This is a genomic window from Nostoc cycadae WK-1 (genome assembly GCF_002897135.1).
In the GTDB taxonomy this organism is placed as follows: Bacteria; Cyanobacteriota; Cyanobacteriia; order Cyanobacteriales; family Nostocaceae; genus Nostoc_B.
On record NZ_DF978430.1, the window covers coordinates 5,484 to 23,989 of the forward strand.

At 39.6% G+C, this 18,506-nt stretch carries 8 protein-coding genes; 2 read left to right on the top strand and 6 right to left on the bottom strand.

All coding sequences use genetic code 11. The features are described 5' to 3' along the window. Nucleotides 1–469 precede the first annotated feature (469 nt). Entirely contained in the window at nucleotides 470–1,657 is a 1,188-nt protein-coding gene (locus tag NCWK1_RS15385) for an anion transporter (RefSeq protein ID WP_103125311.1), read from the top strand. A 37-nt stretch (nucleotides 1,658–1,694) separates the two neighbouring features. Here NCWK1_RS15385 and NCWK1_RS15390 read toward each other — a convergent pair whose 3' ends face one another. Beyond that, nucleotides 1,695–2,354 (bottom strand): DUF938 domain-containing protein, encoded by a 660-nt coding sequence (locus NCWK1_RS15390; protein WP_103125312.1) that lies wholly within the window; start codon nucleotides 2,352–2,354, stop codon nucleotides 1,695–1,697. Nucleotides 2,355–2,505: 151 nt separating this feature from the next. Here NCWK1_RS15390 and NCWK1_RS15395 point away from each other — a divergent pair, with 151 nt between their 5' ends. Continuing rightward, nucleotides 2,506–7,917 carry a trifunctional serine/threonine-protein kinase/ATP-binding protein/sensor histidine kinase gene (locus tag NCWK1_RS15395; RefSeq protein ID WP_103125313.1) on the top strand — a complete coding sequence of 1,804 codons (5,412 nt, stop codon included), beginning with the start codon at nucleotides 2,506–2,508 and terminating at the stop codon, nucleotides 7,915–7,917. Nucleotides 7,918–8,234: 317 nt separating this feature from the next. Here the strand turns inward: NCWK1_RS15395 and NCWK1_RS15400 are convergent, their stop codons facing one another. The 5 genes from NCWK1_RS15400 to NCWK1_RS15420 are packed head-to-tail and all read right to left on the bottom strand — an operon-like array spanning nucleotide 8,235 to nucleotide 18,468. Then, entirely contained in the window at nucleotides 8,235–10,358 is a 2,124-nt protein-coding gene (locus NCWK1_RS15400) for an acylase (RefSeq protein WP_103125314.1), read from the bottom strand. After that, on the bottom strand, nucleotides 10,358–11,143 hold the full coding sequence (locus NCWK1_RS15405; RefSeq protein WP_103125315.1) for a thioesterase II family protein: 786 nt from the start codon (nucleotides 11,141–11,143) through the stop codon (nucleotides 10,358–10,360). The genes NCWK1_RS15400 and NCWK1_RS15405 overlap by 1 nt, the downstream gene beginning before the upstream one ends. A gap of 24 nt (nucleotides 11,144–11,167) precedes the next feature. Next, nucleotides 11,168–11,377 carry an MbtH family protein gene (locus NCWK1_RS15410; RefSeq protein ID WP_096576670.1) on the bottom strand — a complete coding sequence of 70 codons (210 nt, stop codon included), beginning with the start codon at nucleotides 11,375–11,377 and terminating at the stop codon, nucleotides 11,168–11,170. Between the two features lie 33 nt (nucleotides 11,378–11,410). Continuing rightward, entirely contained in the window at nucleotides 11,411–12,880 is a 1,470-nt protein-coding gene (locus NCWK1_RS15415) for an aspartate aminotransferase family protein (protein ID WP_103125316.1), read from the bottom strand. A 38-nt stretch (nucleotides 12,881–12,918) separates the two neighbouring features. Beyond that, a complete protein-coding gene (locus NCWK1_RS15420; RefSeq protein ID WP_103125317.1) occupies nucleotides 12,919–18,468 on the bottom strand; it encodes a type I polyketide synthase in 5,550 nt (1,849 codons plus the stop codon). Nucleotides 18,469–18,506: the final 38 nt, after the last annotated feature.

Sequence of the window (18,506 nt, forward strand, 5' to 3'; positions counted from 1 at the left end):
GCCTTTCAAGACTTAACGGGAAAAGTCAGGTCCAGAACAAGTTGTTGATAACGCTGCTGCATCAGGAGTGAAGTTAGATGCAGATATACTGGCTGCGATTGAGCAAATACTTACACCAGTTGTACAAAAGTGAGACAAATAGCTGCTTAGAGCGAACCCAAAAATTTTTTGCTGTCTTACCGGAAAGCATAGAACTGAAGATGTATTTAATTACATAGCAAATTTACTATGTGTAAACCGGGGATAAAGCTCTAAAATTCCCCTTCTTAAATCTATCTTTCCTTCTCTCTATCTGCTCTGGTTATCCGCCAGGGCAGTTTTAATTTTATTGGTAGACAGCACAATCAAATGAAATTGGCTGGCTTTTTGAATATGATAGCGATCGCCACCCATGCTTTAGCTTTATTTTGGTTCTTTATGCCAGACACTTAATCTATATCTTAAGTTAGCTAAAGTTGGAGAGTAGGCGATGGTAGTTCTGCGGTACTTGGTAATTTTGCTGACTTACATTGGTTTAGGAATGGGCTATTTACCCGGACTGCGGATGAATCGTGCCACCATCGCCCTTGTGGGTGCAGCGTTGTTGATGGCATTGGGATTACTTGATCTATCTGCGGCGTGGAGTGCTATTGACTATAAAACCCTTGTCTTCTTGTTCGGCATGATGATCATTAGCGCTAATATTGCAGCTTCGGGTTTTTTCCAGTTAGCTGTTGATTACACTATCCGTTATATCCACAGTCCATTCGGGTTATTAATCGGCTTAACTTTTGGTAGCGGCTTGCTTTCGGCGCTGTTTCTCAATGATACGATCGCCCTGATCCTCACACCGCTGGTAGTCGGCATCACTCAATTACTCAATCTCAACCCTATTCCCTACCTGTTAGCATTGGCTGGCGCAACAAATCTTGGTTCTGTCGCTACCCTCAGCGGCAATCCGCAGAATATTTTAATTGGTTCATTTTCTGGGATTAGTTATTTAGACTTTGCCCAAGCTTTGACACCACTAGCTTTCATAAGTTTGGTAATCCAAGTAGGTTGGTTATGGTGGTTGTATCCAGAGGTGCGATCGCTACGTCCTTATTTGAAAGTAGAACCACCACGCTACCGCATCTTTAAACCTTTGTTAGCCAAGAGTCTGCTAATTACTACTGGATTGTTAGTAGCGTTTTTGTTGGGAATTCCCACTGCTGAGACTACTCTAATTGCTGCCGGACTATTACTAGTAACACGCCGTATCAAGCCAGAGCGAACTTTGCAAAAAGTAGACTGGGATTTGCTATTGATGTTTTGTGGGCTATTTATCCTTACCGAGGGTGTACAGAAACTGGGTGTCCTAGAATCGTTTACCCGTTTTGTTAACGATCCCTTGAGCATTCTGGGAGTAACAGTATTGTTATCAAATTTAGTATCTAATGTGCCGGCGGTACTGCTGCTACATCACCTCATTCCCCATCCCAACAACCAAACTTGGCTACTGCTGGCGGCGGCTTCCACATTGGCAGGAAATTTGACGCTGTTGGGTTCTGTAGCCAATTTGATTGTAGCGGAGGCAGTTGCGAAGAAAGGATATCGGCTGACATTTGGTGAGCATTTGCGATTTGGACTACCGTTAACTGTGGTGACTCTGGTGCTTACCTATTTTTGGCTTTTTTAAACTGAGTGATGCAACTGCTCAAGGCGGTTCGCAGACATCACCCAAAAGTTACATTCTCAGTTCGTTCAAAAACTACCGAGAGATTATTTGCCGGCATTTTGTCAATTTGCTTCACGACAAGATTTTCTGTTTTAGCGGTGGCTATGACATCCTCTAAGTTACGCACACCCCATTCTGGATTTTGGGCGCGTAAATATTCATCAAAAGCTGCATTACTTGGGGCTGTATGTTCTCCGCCTTGTTTAAAAGGCCCATATAAATAGAAAATCCCACCTACAGGTAAGATGCGACCTGCACCAGCCACTAGTCCTAAACAAGCTGACCACGGTGAAATGTGAATCATATTAATATTAACGATCGCCGTAATTGGTGAAGTATTTAGCCAGTTGGTTGCTATTTCTTTCTCTACGACCCAAACTGGTTCTTTGACATCAAGCTCTAGGGGTGGATAAACATTTTGACATTGATAATGTTCAGTCCAGGCAGCTATACTGGCTCTGGCTTGGGGGTTAACATCTGTTGGCAGCCACATACAATTTTTGAATTTGGATGCAAAATAGACTGCGTGTTCGCCTGTCCCGCTGGCAATTTCCAAAACTGTACCACTCCCAGGCAATACTTGTAAAAGTACTTCGAGAATTGGTTCACGATTGCGCTCTGTGGCTGGGGCATATTGTCGTGCGTCTTGTGTTGTCATGGGGGTAATTTTACTAGTTTATTGCTTAAGTTAATTACATCATGTTTAATAATTTTCTTAAAATCCCTATGTAAACATTTTTAATTTTAAACTATTTTTTTGCTGATATCTGGGAATACTAAACAAAACCGCTTTCAATCTGAAAATAGTTATGATTAACACTCAAGTAAATATTCCCGGATATATAGTTAATGAGCAAATTTATGATGGGTTGAGAACTGTAGTTTACCGAGCAGTTAGAAAAATTGATAACCTACCTGTTGTTATCAAACTCCTGAAAAATTTTTATCCCAGCTTTAGCGAACTTGTCCAATTCCGCAATCAATATACTATTGCCAAAAATCTCAATTATCCTGGAATTATTCAAACTTATAGTCTAGAATCTTGCCAAAATGGTTATATATTGGTCATGGAAGACTTTGGGGGAATTTCTCTCAAAAAGTGGGGAGTAGAGAAAAACTCACTATTTCTTAAGGAATTTTTAGAAATTGCGATCGCACTCTGCAATACCTTAGATATTCTCTATCAAAATCGCATTATTCATAAAGATATTAAACCTAGCAATATTTTAATTAATCCTGTAACCAAAGAAATTAAATTAATTGATTTTAGCATTGCATCACTTCTACCACGAGAAACTCAAACCTTAGTTAATCCCAATGTATTAGAAGGAACACTGGCTTATATTTCTCCTGAACAAACCGGGAGAATGAATCGGGGAATTGACTATCGGACTGATTTTTATTCACTGGGTGTAACTTTTTTTGAGTTACTCACAGGTGAGTTACCATTTTCATCTAATGATGCAATGGAGTTAGTACATTGTCACATTGCAAAAATGCCTGCGCTATTGGGGAACAGAGAAGAGATTCCCCAGGTTATTTCTGAGATTGTGATGAAATTGATGGCGAAGAATGCTGAAGATAGGTATCAGAGTGCATTAGGATTGAAATTTGATTTAGAAAAATGTTTAACTCAGTTAAGAGAAACTGGTGAAATTCAAAGTTTTGAGATTGCTAGTAGGGATATGTGCGATCGCTTTATCATCCCTGATAAATTATATGGTAGAGAGGCTGAAGTAGAAACCTTACTTCAAGCGTTTGAGCGAGTTAGCACTGGCGCAACAGAAATGATACTGGTAGCTGGTTTTTCAGGGATTGGGAAAACCGCAATTGTCAACGAAGTGCATAAACCAATTGTGCGCCAACAGGGTTATTTTATTAAAGGTAAATATGACCAATTTAATCGCAATATTCCCTTCAGTGCTTTTGTCCAAGCATTCCGCGATTTAATTGGGCAATTTTTAACAGAAAGTGACATAAAAATTCAGCAATGGAAACACAAAATATTAGAAGCTGTTGGCGAAAATGGACAAGTAATTATTGATGTTATTCCTGAACTAGAAATCATTATTGGTCAACAACCACCAGCCATAGATTTATCAGGAATAGCAGCCCAAAATCGCTTTAATTTATTGTTCCAAAAATTCACTCAAGTCTTTACCAGTGCTGAACAGCCCTTAGTGATATTCTTAGATGATTTGCAATGGGCAGATTCCGCATCGCTAAAATTAATTCAGATATTAATGGCTGATACAGGTCGTCTGTTGATCATTGGTGCTTATCGTGATAACGAAGTTAGTTCTGGTCATATAATACTATTAACTTTGAGTGAAATTCAAAAAACATCAGCAACAATCCAAACCATTAATTTAACACCTTTAAACCAACTACAAACAAACTATTTAGTTGCGGATACAATTAAATGTCCAAAAAATTTAGCCTGGGATATTTCTGCATTAATTTATCAAAAAACTCAAGGTAATCCATTTTTTGCTACCCAGTTTCTTAAGGCATTACATCAAGAAAATATCATTAAATTTAATTTGGAGTTAGGTTGTTGGCAATGTGATATTGCACAAGTAAAAACTCAAGCAGTTACAGATGATATCGTAACTTTTATGGTTTTTCAATTGCGAAAACTACTGCCAGCGACTCAATATATATTGCAGTTAGCAGCTTGTATTGGCAATCAGTTTGATTTAGCAACTTTGGCTATTGTTCTAGAACAATCAGAAGTTGAAACAGCGGCGAATTTATGGGGAGCATTGCAAGAAGGATTGATTTTACCGATTAGTGATGTTTATAAATTTTATCAAGGAGAAGATAATCAGCAACTAGGGTTGTCAAATATCAACAAACAATTAGCTAAATATAAATTTTTACACGATCGCGTCCAACAAGCCGCCTATTTACTGATTCCCCATGAGCAAAAACAGACAACACACTATCAAATCGGGCGACTGCTGCTGCAAAAAATTGATCCAGCAGCAAGAGAAGAACGAATTTTTGAAATAGTCAATCAATTAAATCACGGAATTGCTTTAATTAACCAACAAACACAACGGGATGAATTAGCAGAACTTAATTTAATTGCTTGTCGCAAAGCTAAAAGTTCCACCGCCTATCAAGCTGCGGGCGAATATGCCGCAGTTGGATTATCTCTGTTAGGGGAAAAAGCCTGGCAGCAACAATATGAAATAACACTTGCCTTCCATGACTTAGCGGCAGAGATTGCTTCTTTATGCGGCGAATTTGAGGTAATGGAACAGTTGATTGATAGCGTGATTACCCAGGCACAATCTTTGCTAGAGAAAGTCAATGTCTACTGTATTAAAATTCAATCTTATGTTTTTCAAAATAAGCCAGTCGAAGCCCTAGACATTGGACAAAAACTCCTGCAACAGTTTGGGGTAATATTTGCCGAATCACTAACACCAGTAGATATTCAACAATCAATTCACGAGATTAATGAACTAATAGAAGATAGAAAAATTGCCGATTTATTTGATTTGCCTGTTATGACAGATCGGCAAATCTTGGCAATTGTCCATATTGCCTATGCTCTCATCCCACCAGCTTACAACTCCGGTTCTATTCTGTGTCCATTACTGATTTCTTTGTCAGTCAAATTATCCATTCAACATGGAAATACAATTATTTCTGCATTTGCTTATGCTAACTATGGCTTCATTCTCTGCAATCTTTTAAAATATGTAGATGCAGCCACAGAATTTGCTCAATTATCCCTACAAATCATCTCAAAATTTGACGCTAAAGCTATTAAGCCAGAGGTGCTTTTAGTGTTAGGAGGTTTTATCCTGCACCGCAAATCTCACATCAAAGATATCCTCCCACTGTTGCAAGAAGGTTACGTAACTGGTTTAGAAGTTGGTAGCACAAAGTTTGCTGGATATCATGCTCGTACTTTTTGTAATGCTGCTTTTTGGTGTAATCAACCGCTGGCTACTTTGGAGGAGAATGCTCGTGCTTACTACAATGGGTTGATGCAGCTGAATCAATTGGGACTAGCTAATCATTGTCGGCTTTCTTGGCAGTCTGCATTAAATTTGTTGGGTTTTGGGGATAATCCTTGTATTTTGTCTGGGGAAGCTGTACAAGAGACGGAAATTCTTCCGCAAATTATATCTGATAATGACGTAAGTGAGTTGTTTGTCTTCTATTCATACAAACTCATGCTCTGCTTTTTGTTTGGAGAAATTGAACAAGCTCAAAATCATGCAGTTGAGTGCAGTCGCTACTTAATCGCTGCTCAGGGACTAGTATATGAACCTACGTTTTATTTTTATGATTCTTTGACTGCTTTAGCAGTTTTGAGTGGTGAATCGGAAGAAACAGCAGAAGTCCTTCAACGGATAGAACAGAACCAAACTCAGCTAAAACAATACTGGGCGCACTATGCTCCGATGAATTATCAACATAAAGTTGATTTGGTGGAAGCGGAAAAATGTCGAGTATTAGGCAAAAATTATGAAGCAGCAGATTGGTACGATCTCGCCATTGCTGGGGCTAAAGCTAACGCATATATTCAAGAAGAAGCTTTAGCTAACGAACTGACAGCTAAATTTTACCTTGATGGGGGCAGAGAGCGCATCGCCCAAGGCTATATGATTGAAGCTTATTACGGCTATGCTCGTTGGGGTGCAAAAGCCAAGGTTGTTGATTTAGAACAACGCTACCCGCAACTACTGACTTCTATCTTCCAACAAACTCGTACTTCCCTCTCAATTCAAGAAACTGTTTTTCCCTTGGGAACTCATACTTCCACAAATTCTTCTACTAGCATCTCCGATTCTCTAGATTTAGCTACCATTCTTAAAGCCTCTCAAAGCCTTTCTAGCGAAATCGAACTCAAAAAACTACTTGCATCGTTGTTGCATATTGTTATTGAAAATGCGGGGGCTGATAAATGTGTGTTGATGCTGTTGCAAGATGATTCTCTACAAGACACCCAAGACAATCGCCTATTGATCAAAGGACTAATTGTCGTGGGTTCTGAGCCAGTTGTGTTGCAGTGTCTTCCTATTGAGGACAGCCAAGACATTCCCCTGAAGCTGATTTACAAAGTCAAAAATGAGAGGCGAACTGCTGTACTACTAGATGCGGCGCTTAATCCGGTTTTAGCTAGTGATCCTTATATTATCCGTGAGCAGCCCAAGAGTATTTTATGTAATCCGATTTTGCATCAAGGGAAGTTGCTGGGCATTTTATATCTAGAAAATAGATTAGTTACAGGTGCATTTACGAGCGATCGCATCGAACTACTCAACTTACTCTGCGCTCAAGCCGCAATTTCTCTGGAAAATGCGCGATTATATGAGCGATCGCAACAATATGCCCAAGAGTTAGAACAAGCATTGCACAATTTGCAAAACGCCCAATTACAAATCGTGCAAAGTGAAAAGATGTCTGCGTTAGGTAATTTAGTTGCTGGAGTAGCCCATGAGATGAATAATCCTTTAGGATTTATTGCTGCCAGTTTGCAACAAGCTCAACCTACTATTGCTGATATTGTTGAACATTTAAAAATCTATCAAGAAACTTTCCCAGACAAGAGTAATCAAATTCTCAAGCACGCCGAAAATATTGATTTGGAATATACCTTGGAAGATTTACCAAAAATGATTGATTCTATGAATATAGCCTGTGACAGGCTAAAAAATATCAGCACTAGTCTCCGCACCTTCTCCCGTGCTGATAAAGATTACAAAGTACCATTTAATATCCATGAAGGCATTGATAGCACAATTTTAATTTTGAAACATCGTCTCAAGGCTAATGAGCAACGTCCCGCTGTTGAAGTTATCACTAACTACAGTGATTTACCTTCAATAAAATGTTTTCCTGGTCAGTTAAATCAGGTATTTATGAATATCTTAGCAAATGCTATTGATGCTTTAGATGAATCAAATCAAGGACGCAGTTTTGAGGAAATTCGAGCTAATCATAACCTCATTAACATTACTACATCAATTAATGATAACCAGGTAAAAATATCAATTGCTGATAATGGTAAGGGGATGAATGAAGAAGTTAAACAAAAAATATTTGACCATTTATATACTACTAAACCTGTGGGAAAAGGTACAGGTTTAGGGTTAGCTATAGCCAGACAAATAGTCGAACAAACCCACGGCGGCAAATTGAGTTGTAATTCTATTTTGGGTGAGGGTACAGAGTTTATTATCGAAATACCTGTTTAATATCTTGTCAATCCTCATCAATCGAACTACCTTCATCCTTACCAAAGCGATATTCCCACTCAGCCACATTTGCATATTGCGAGATGTATTGTAGTAAGGGTTGAGCTAAACGCTATAATGCAGGACTAGAACTAATCCAAACAACATCAAGATCATCAGACATAAAAACTGACATACCTCAAAAGCAAAATCAAATACCACAAATACACACATTTTGCCTTCAAATCTTAGCGTTACTCCGCATTAACCTCAGTACTACTTTGTGTTTAAAAACAAAATTAGCTGTGTGCATCTGTAGTTAATCACCAGGTATCAAATTAGAAGACGGTACGCTCTTCTAAGTGGGCTGTAATTTCTTGCCGATTACGCCAAACAGGACGTAATTCCTGACGGGCAAATAATTGCAGTTGATCGCCAATATGAGGTGAATTCGGTTGAGTAGCATTACCATAGCTAGTGAGTGCCTTGGCTTTGACTGGTTGGGAAAACTCCACCGCAGCAACGTAAGAGTCACCATTAACTGCTTGAAAGCGTCCATCATTTGTTGGGGCGAAAGTGACTACGCGAAAGATCCCTTTTTCTCCATCACCGCCATTAGCAGGTAAGTCCACATTGTCAGAACGTAATCGAAAAACGTCACCCCAAGCAACATCTAGAGTGCCATAGGTCTGCTCTATTTTGGCGGCGACATTTGCTAGTATTTTGACTGCACTTTCAGGATCAGCTAAACCATCCGGTGTCGTGCGGGGAGATTTTTCATTCCAAGGAATACTAAATGCTGTATTTATATCGAGGTTGTCCACCCAAGAGTTAAATAGTACAGCACCTCGGCTATTTGCATCGGCTTTACGATCCCATTTTGTCAGCACTTCAGCAGCGCGGCGTGCTATTTGATTTTCTTGGTTTTGAGCAGCAGGAATCAAATCATCGAGAATTCTGTCTGCTAGTTCCATTTGGGTTGAATGCTTGTAGGCAATCATTTCCTCGAAGGAAATACTTTCATCTTCAGCTAACATTCTGGCAGAACGCTGCGCCCGGAAATCCATTGGCCCCCGTGGTGCCATATAGGATGGATAATTGTCGGCTTTGATAGCAATAGGAAAAGTGGTAGTCCAAGGTGGGTCATTGGTATTTTGTAACCAACCACTAGGGGGATCAATCACTTTTGGCAAATCTCGATATGGGTGCATTTTAGTCCAGAGAGTTTTCGAGGTATCACCAGGAATAGTGTTTTGCCAGTAGGCAAAGTCTCCTTGCTGACGTACAGGAACTAGACCGTTGAATAGGTGCATAATATGGCCTTCACGGTCGGCATACATAACAGTAAACATAGGTAACTGTAAGCGTTGCAATGCTTTCTGAAATTGGGTGAGATTTTGGGAACTGGCCATATCCCACCACTGTTCTAAAACGCCTGGACTGTTTTGACCAACGACGCGCAGTGCTAAAGCTTTACCTTTGTTAGCGCTAACTACAGGGCCATGAAGAGAATTTTGGACGGAGAAGATTTGCTCTCGGAAAGCGCCATTTTTTTGCTTAATTTTTAAGGAAAAGTTTGTTGTTTCAAAGGGGCGAACTTTGCCATCAAAAAGATAGCCATCTTTTTGTAATTTGAGTTTGTAGCTATCCCAACCATCATGAGTATTGACTGTGTGAGTCCAACCTAAATTATCGTTGAAGGCGATCGCTAAAACCGGAATACCGACCAATGTTGCCCCATAAGCATCAATACCTGGGGCAGTAATTTGGGCTTCGTACCATAAAAATAAATCGCCCCAAGGTAAGTGGGGATTGGCTAACAGCATTGCTTTACCACTGGCTGACCGTTTTGGTGCGATCGCCCAACCATTAGAACCTAGCGCAGACTTAGTATGAGTTATATCAGCTACCCTTCCTGGATCGACGACAAAAGTAAACAGCAGTACTCTTTGTAAGTGACTAAGTACATCCTCTGGCGTGACTGGTAATACTACTTTGACTTCATCGTCAATTAAATCGGGATGCTTTTTGGCATAAGTATTAATTCCATTAGCAAAAGCTTTGAGATAACTACGAAATGCCGGACTTTGGGCTGCATACCAAGTACTAGCCCGTTTGGGTACACCCATTGTCAGTACCCATTTATCTGATTCGAGATAATCTTCTCCCCAATATTGTGCAGCTTTTCCCCTGGCTTGACCGTAGAGGTGCAACAGTAAGTTTCCGTGACTTTGCATCTGCGCCCACCCAAAAGCTTGAAAAGCATTGGGAGTGTTATTTCCATATATATGCGGTATGCCGTAGGTATCCCAAAGAATTTCTGTGGTTTTGGGTACAGAACTAATACTTTGACTACTAATAACTAAAATGAAAATAATTCCGAGTAGAAAAGGTAAGAATCTGCGTAATACTTTGTGCCACTGAATAGGGTAAAGTGGTTTATTTTTGACAAAAGAAAACATTAGAGTTTGAATGTGAGATTTTGGTTAATTTGTGCTGATAAATATTTAGCTAAACTTGCTATTAACATAGATTGGGCAGAATGCAGAAAAAAGTGATCACCAGGAAACATATCTAAATTAAAATTAGTCGTTGTTTGTTCTTGCCATGCTTGTAATTCGTCACAACTCACTTCCGAATCTTGTAATCCGCCAAATACACTAATGGGACATGCTAAAGGTGGTTCAGGAGTATAAATATAAGTTTCTAAAACAGCAAAATCAGCACGTAAAATTGGCTGAAATAATTGCATTAGTTCAGAATTCTCTAATACAGCTGGTGGTGTCCCGTTGAGATGACGTATTTCTGCGATGAAATCTGCTTCCGGGAGGTTATGAATTGCCGGGTATGAGTCGGGGATTTGCGGGGCGTGACGACCAGAGATAAATAAGTGGACGGGGAGAAGATGATACTTTTTGCGAAGTAGCCGCGCTAACTCAAAGCTAATTAAGCCACCCATACTGTGACCAAAAAAGGCGAATGGTTTGTCTAAATAGGGGTGAATTATGGAGGCGATCGCATCTACAAGCACATCCATATTATTACATAGCGGCAATTTTATTTGTCTACCTCGACCTGGAAGTTCAATCGCGCAAACTTCGATAAACGGAGGTAAATAATCAGCCCAACTGCGAAATAGCAAAGAACTACCACCCGCATAAGGAAAGCAAAATAAACGCAAATCTGCTAAAGGATTTGCTTTGGGGCAAATTATCCAAGAATTGTAACTTGATATGTTTGTCTTCATTACAAGTTGAATTAGCTGTTGAGCCTACTCCTCCATTTTTTTCCTTAAACTCAGAGGTCTCATATCAGTCCAAACTTCCTTAATATATTCCAGACATTCTGATTTGAGTCCACTTTTACCAGCATCTCGCCACCCAAGGGCATTTTCTCTATCAGCAGGCCAAATAGAATATTGTTCTTCATGGTTAACCACAACCTTATAAATTGTTGTATCTTCAGAATTTGTTTGATTCATTTTGTTTTTCTCGTCTATAGAGTTTGTTAAAAACTAACTAAGTAAAAAACCACCTGCTTGTAATTCTCTGACACTATCTTGAACAGCCTGAATAATAAAATCAATATCTTCTGCTGTATGGGCTGTAGACAAAAAGCCATCACCTTTTGGCATTAAAACACCTCTATCAATCATGTGATTAAATATGAGTTTTAGCCCAATTAGAAATGAAGGCTCTGTTAGTAAAAGAGAAGTTTCAGAAAAATTAGCATTGAAAAACGAGCCAAAATTTGACAGATAGATGGGAAGTTTTTCTAATTCAAAGTAAGCATTTAGCCTTTCTACAAATTGCGATGTCCGTTGGTTTAACTGTTCTTGTAGACTGACCCCTTGCATTTTTAAATATTGCAATAAAGCACGCGCAGCAGCTAGAGAAAGAGAATGTCTACAATAACTAGTCCCAGACCACGTAGCTGGTACATCTGGAGAAGACACATCACCATAATTCCACATACCGCCATCAATGGTATCCATATAAGCAGCTTTACCAGCCACTACTGCTAAAGGCATACCACCACCAACTATTTTTCCGTAGGTTGCAATGTCGGCTTCAACTCCAAACCATGCTTGTGCGCCACCTGGATGAATGCGGAAGCCAGTATTCATTTCGTCAAAGATTAACGGTATTTTTAATGTTTGAGTCAATTGGCGTAGTTGCTGAATAAAGGCTTGGGGTTGAAAGCCGAGTCTGTGTTGTTGTACAGGTTCTACCAAAACAGCGGCCAATTCTTGCTTATAGTTTTTAATTATCTCTAACGACTCAAGACTTCCATACTCTAAAACCAAAACATCTTCAGCAGTATTTGGTGTTATTCCCGGATACTCTGGAATCCCTTTAGGACTGCCATCTGTCGTCTCTGCTTTTACTAAAGTTCCATCAAAAATACCATGATAAGAACCAGAAAATAAAGCAATCTTATGACGATTTGTGGCTGCTCTGGCTATGCGTAGGGCTAACATCATTGCTTCTGTGCCTACACTACAAAAAGCTACCCGTTCCATCCCCGTCAGTTCCGAGATTAACTCAGCAACTTCACCAGCAAGTGCTGCTTGTGCGCCGCTTTGGATACCATATTCAAGTTGATCTGTAATAGCTTTTTTGATAAATGGCGGATTATAACCACATAAATGTATACCATATCCACCAGTCAGGTCTATATATTCATTACCATCAACATCCCACATTCTGGAGCCTAAAGAACGTTCAGTCAAAATCGGATAGAACATTTCTTTTATAAGAAAATCAAACCCGACAGAACCTCTATTATTGGCAAAAACAGGACGATATTTTTGAGCTAGTTGTTTGGATGTTTTTGTGCGTTGATTGTAACGAGTAATTAATGTTTTTAAATGCTTTTGTTGACGAAGATTAAGTTCTGTTGTTAGATTCTGATTTGTTGTTTTGGCAATTGTCTCGGTTGATAATTCCAACTTTTGCAAATTAGATATGCTAGTAGTATCCATCAAGTTAAATTTTACTATTGGTGTAAGTTATGGTTGTTTTACTTAACAAGTAGTCCAAGCTCTAGCTGATTTAGGCATGTTTTTAGTTGCTCTGCTAAAACTTGCGCGTGAGGTTGAGTTAGCATAGTGTAATGATTACCAGGAATTGTATATATTTCTACTGGTTCAGAAGATAGTTGCTGCCAACCCCAACTAGGGTCTTTGGGATAATCAAACCCTTCATTACTATCGCTGGCGTTTAAGAGAATCATCCGATTAGAATATACTTGTGGTTCATATTTACACACTGCTTGTAGGTTACTTTGATAAACTTTAAAAAATCGGTAGAAATTGTGAAAGCTAAAATTAGCTGGCATTAAGTTAGCTACTTGTAATTGCTCAAAAACATACTGCAATTGCTCGTCATACTGCATTTGTTGAAACTTCTCAGATGATGCTGATAAATTCTTTCCAGCGGAACTAGCTAAATCAGATGCAAAACTAGCTAAAATCTCAGAATCATTATATGGCTGAATCACTATAGGTTGAGTAGAAAAAGTAGGTGCTGCATTATCCAATAAGAATATTAGAGGCACTTGCTGACTTTGCTTTTGTAGTTGTTGTGCCATCTCAAAAGCAATGATACTTCCTAGCGACCATCCTCCTAAATAGTATGGGCTTTGTGGCTGAACAGTACGTATTGCTGCAAGATAATGAGCAGCCATATCTTCAATTCTGGTATGTGCTTCATATTCTCCAAAAAGGCTTGGTGCTTGCAGCCCATAAAAAGGTTGATCTGAACCTAAACAATGGGCTAATTCTTTGTAACAAAAAACATTCCCACCGATAGGATGAATAAAGAATAAAGGTGTTTTAGAGCCTTGTGGCTGAATTTTGACCAAGGGTGCTGCAAGTTCTTTGTGGCTAAACTTAGTTGTTGCCAAATTTGCAGTCATATAATTAATATTTGTCGAAATGGGCGAAGGCGGTAAAAACTCAGCTTTTTGCATTTCTACTACACTATTTTTGACTGCCAGAATAATATGATCTATATCTTCATCCGTATGGGCTGTTGATAAATAAAAAGTGCGTCCTTCCCAGACATATACTCCTTTTTCTAGCAAGTAGTAATAAAATAAATTGCTGAGTATAGAATTATTTTGGAAAGAAAATCGAAAAAGTGAGCCAAAGTTAATAACTCGAATCGGTACTTGTTTTTGCTCAAAGTAATTATTCAGAGTTACTGCTAATTTTGTTGTTTTTTGAGTTAGTTCTTCTTGGAGTTTAAATCCATTATTCTTAATATGATTTAAGGTAGCCCAAGCAGCAGCCATCGCTAGAGGATGTTTGAAGAAAGTACCTGCAAAAACAGTATTTTTTGCTTGCGGATAAGACTCATCGCCATAGTTCCACATACCCCCATCGAGTGCATCCAGGAAAGCGGCTTTGCCAGCTATTACCCCAATTGGCATTCCGGCCGCAACCGCCTTGCCGTAGGTAGTTATATCTGCTTGAATGCCCCACAAACCTTGTATACCTGCTGGGTGCATCCGAAAGCCTGTAATTACTTCATCAAAAATTAAGACAATTCCTGTTGCTTGGGTTAGCTGTCTCAACTGATGGAGAAACTCTTGAGGTTGCAAATCTGGGCGACTGCTTTGGATTGGCTCAACTAAAATCGCTGCTAACTCATGGGCATGAGCTTGAATAATATCTAATGATTCAGAAGTACCATAGTTGAGCATGATGACATTCTCAGCCATATATTGAGGAATGCCTAAAGCTTTCGGCACAGCATACAGCTTTTCATCAGATGTCATGGCTCCTTTCATGAGAACTTCGTCTAAATTGCCATGATAAGAACCAGTGAATAAGGCTATTTTGGTGCGTTGTGTAGCGGTGCGTGCGAGGCGTATTGCTCCCATCACTGCTTCTGAACCTGTATTGCATAAAGCGGCTCGTTCTGCACCTGTTAATTCGCAGATTAATTTGGCTACTTGTCCAGCAAGACGCGATTGAGGGCCATGTAATATGCCATTTTGAATTTGTTGTTGAATCGCTTCAATTACAAAAGATGGCGAATGACCAAATAAAAGCGTACCAAATCCCATAGAGATGTCTACGTATTCGTTGCCATCCACATCCCAAAGTCTGGCTCCTTCTCCACGCTGTCCGTGAATGGGATATATCATCTCTTTAATATCAGGAAAGAACCCTGTGACTGCTCTGCTATTAGCATGATAGGGACGATAATCTTGTGAAAGCCGTTTGGATTCTTGAGTTTTGTTAACAAGGCGTGTAATTAATGTATCTAAATGTTTTTGTTGATGGGGAGTCAACAAAGTCATTGATTCTTTGGGGATGGTTTGGGAAGTAAAAGCTGGTTTATTAGGTGCTAATTTAAAAGTTGAATTGGGATTTTGACTATTAGTTGAAATTTGAGGAATTTGTTCGTTGAGATGAAGAGTTTTATTCAGTGAACCTGTCTCAGGTAGTAAGTCTACTAATTTAGACATTACCTGAAGATGCTGTAAAAGAATCTGCTCAATATTACTATTTACAGGCTGTTCTACTTGCTGATTAACTGATAGTTTAGGCTGCGGTGTAACGGGAGGTATTGAATATTGAGGTTCATCTTTAGCAATGTGGGCTGCTAATGACTCAATTGTCAGTGAATCTTCTAGAAATATATGAAAAGGAATTTCGACTCCTAACTGTTCTTGAATAGCGCGGTTGATTTGGAGTAATAATAGCGAGTCTACGCCCATTTCCAGAAATGGGGCTTTAACATTAATTTCTGATGATTTTACTCCTAGAGAATTACTGAAAATTTCCGTTAGTACTGATAAAGTTTTATTATATTGAGATGTTTTATTTATAAATCTTAGTTGTTGCACGATAATTTCTTTTTCAGAAGATGAATTGTCTGCACTATTGACTAAAGGTTCAATCCAGTATTTTTTCCGTTCAAAAGGATATGTGGGTAAGGGAATCCGATAAGGTTGTTCATGACTATACAATTCTGACCAATCAATTGAAATTCTTGCTAACCACAGTTGCGCGAGTGTATTGAGCAAAAACGCCTGATCTGATTGTTGGTTTTGTGGATGTCGCAGGGAAAGAAGCACTAGTTGTTCTGTTAGCTTTTGCTTGTTAACTAAGGTAGTTAATGCCTTTCCAGGGCCGACTTCTAAGAGGATTTGCTCTGGCTGTTGCAGCAATTTTGCAATTCCTTCGCTGAACCGTACCGTTTGACGCAGATGTTTTACCCAATATTTTGGATCTGTTGCTTGTGCTGCTGTTATCCAAGTACCTGTGACGTTAGAAACAAAAGGAATTTTGGGAGAATTGATTTTGATTTTGCTGAAAAATTCCTCAAATGGCTCTAAAATCGAGTCCATCATCTGGGAATGAAACGCATGGGAGGTATGCAGACGGCGACAGTCAACGCCTTTTGCTGTTAACTGGTTTTGTAATTCCTCAATTGCTGCTTCTGTTCCTGAAACTACACACAAATTTGGACTGTTAATAGCAGCTAAAGAAAGTTGTTCATTCAGCCAAGGTTGAATTTTTGCTTCTGACATTGGCACAGCTAACATTGTCCCGGATGGAAGTTGCTGGATCAATTTGCCACGAGTTGCTACTAACATGAGTGCATCTTTTAAAGAGAACACACCAGCGATAGTTGCAGCTACGTACTCGCCAATGCTATGACCAATCATCGTGCTAGGTTTGACACCCCAAGACATCCACAACTGCGCTAACGCGTATTCAATGACAAATAATGCTGGCTGGGTGATGTAGGTTTGCTGTAATTGTAAAGCTGCTGTTTCTTGCTGTTGTGCTTGCGGGTAGATAACATTGCGTAAATCTAGCTCTAGCAAAGGTTTGAGTAATTCACAGCAGTAGTCTACTTGTTCTCGGAATATTGGTTCAGTTTGGTATATTTCTTTAGCCATGTCTGCATACTGAGTACCTTGTCCGGGAAACATAAATGCAACTTGTTGTGCAGATTGTTCCCTATGGCGGGTCAAAACTCGTGGCGATGCTTTTGTTTGTAAAACTTGCACTGCATCGTCTAGGGTTTGGCAAACTACGGCGCGGCGATGGTCAAAAACTCGACGACCGACACTCAGGGTATAAGCAACATCAGCTAAATTTAAGTTAGGATTCTGCTGCAAGTATTGAATTAAGTTTGTTGTGGCAGTTTCTAAAGCTGTGCTGGTTTTAGCAGAAAGTACCAACAACTGATATCCTCTCTTCTGCTCCCCCTTGCTCCCCTGGTCAATAACCGGGGCTTCTTCTAGAATGACATGGGCATTTGTACCACCAATACCAAAGGAACTGATTCCGGCACAGCGAGGATTACCATCTGATTTCCATTGAGACAGCTGGCTATTAACGTAGAAGGGGCTATTGGCAAAGTCAATTTTGGGATTAGGTTGTTGGAAATGCAGGCTAGGAGGTATTTGTTTGTGCTTAAGGGCTAAAACTGTCTTGATTAAACCTGTCACACCTGCGGCTGTATCTAAATGTCCGACATTAGTTTTGACTGAACCAATGGCACAGTAATTTGTTTTGTCAGTTTTGGCGCGGAAAGCTTTTGTCAGGGCAGCAATTTCGATGGGGTCTCCGAGAACTGTGCCTGTACCATGAGCTTCTATATAACTAATTTTATCGGGTGAGATTCTAGCGACACCAAGAGCTTCGGCGATGACTTTAGCTTGACCTTCAATACTGGGAGCAGTGTAGCCAACTTTTGCAGAACCATCATTATTGATAGCGGAGGCTTTGATTACAGCATGGATGGTATCTCGATCTGCGATCGCATCTTCTAACCGTTTTAAAACTACAATACCAACACCATTACCACTGACGGTGCCTTGGGCTTGGGCATCAAAAGCGCGGCAATGTCCATCAGGAGATAAGATACTGCCTTCTTGATAAGGATAGCCAGTTTTGTGTGGTACTCCAATGGAAACCCCACCAGCCAAAGCTATATCACTTTCGCCGTTGAGTAAGCTTTGGCAGGCGAGATGAACCGCAACTAACGATGTAGAGCAGGAGGTTTGGACATTGACACTCGGCCCCTGCAAGTTTAATTTATAAGAAATTAAGGTGGGTAAAAAATCTTGACTATTGGCGATCGCTATTTGCTTACCACCCACAGATTCTATCAGCTGGCGGTTGGCATAAAGATTTGACAAAAAGTAACTGCTCATGCTTGCGCCAGCAAAAACACCAATTCGTCCTGAATAAGTTTCACTGTCATAGCCAGCATTTTCTAGCGCATTCCAGGCAGATTCTAGTAAAAAACGATGTTGCGGATCAGTGATTTCTGCTTCTCTAGGATGAAAGTTAAAAAATGACGCATCAAATAAATCTATATCATTTAATATAGCTCCGGCTTTGACATAATTAGGTTGATTTAATAAATTAGGTTCTACACCTGCATTAATTAACTCTTCATCAGAAAAAAAATAAATTGACTCTACACCATCTCGGATATTTTGCCAAAATTCATCAATATTTTTAGCACCAGGAAAACAGCCTGCCATGCCAATTATGGCTATTTCATCGATGTAATCAGATGTATTTGAGTTATTCATATAGTAATGCAATATTTTTTGAGAAAATGCACGGTTTT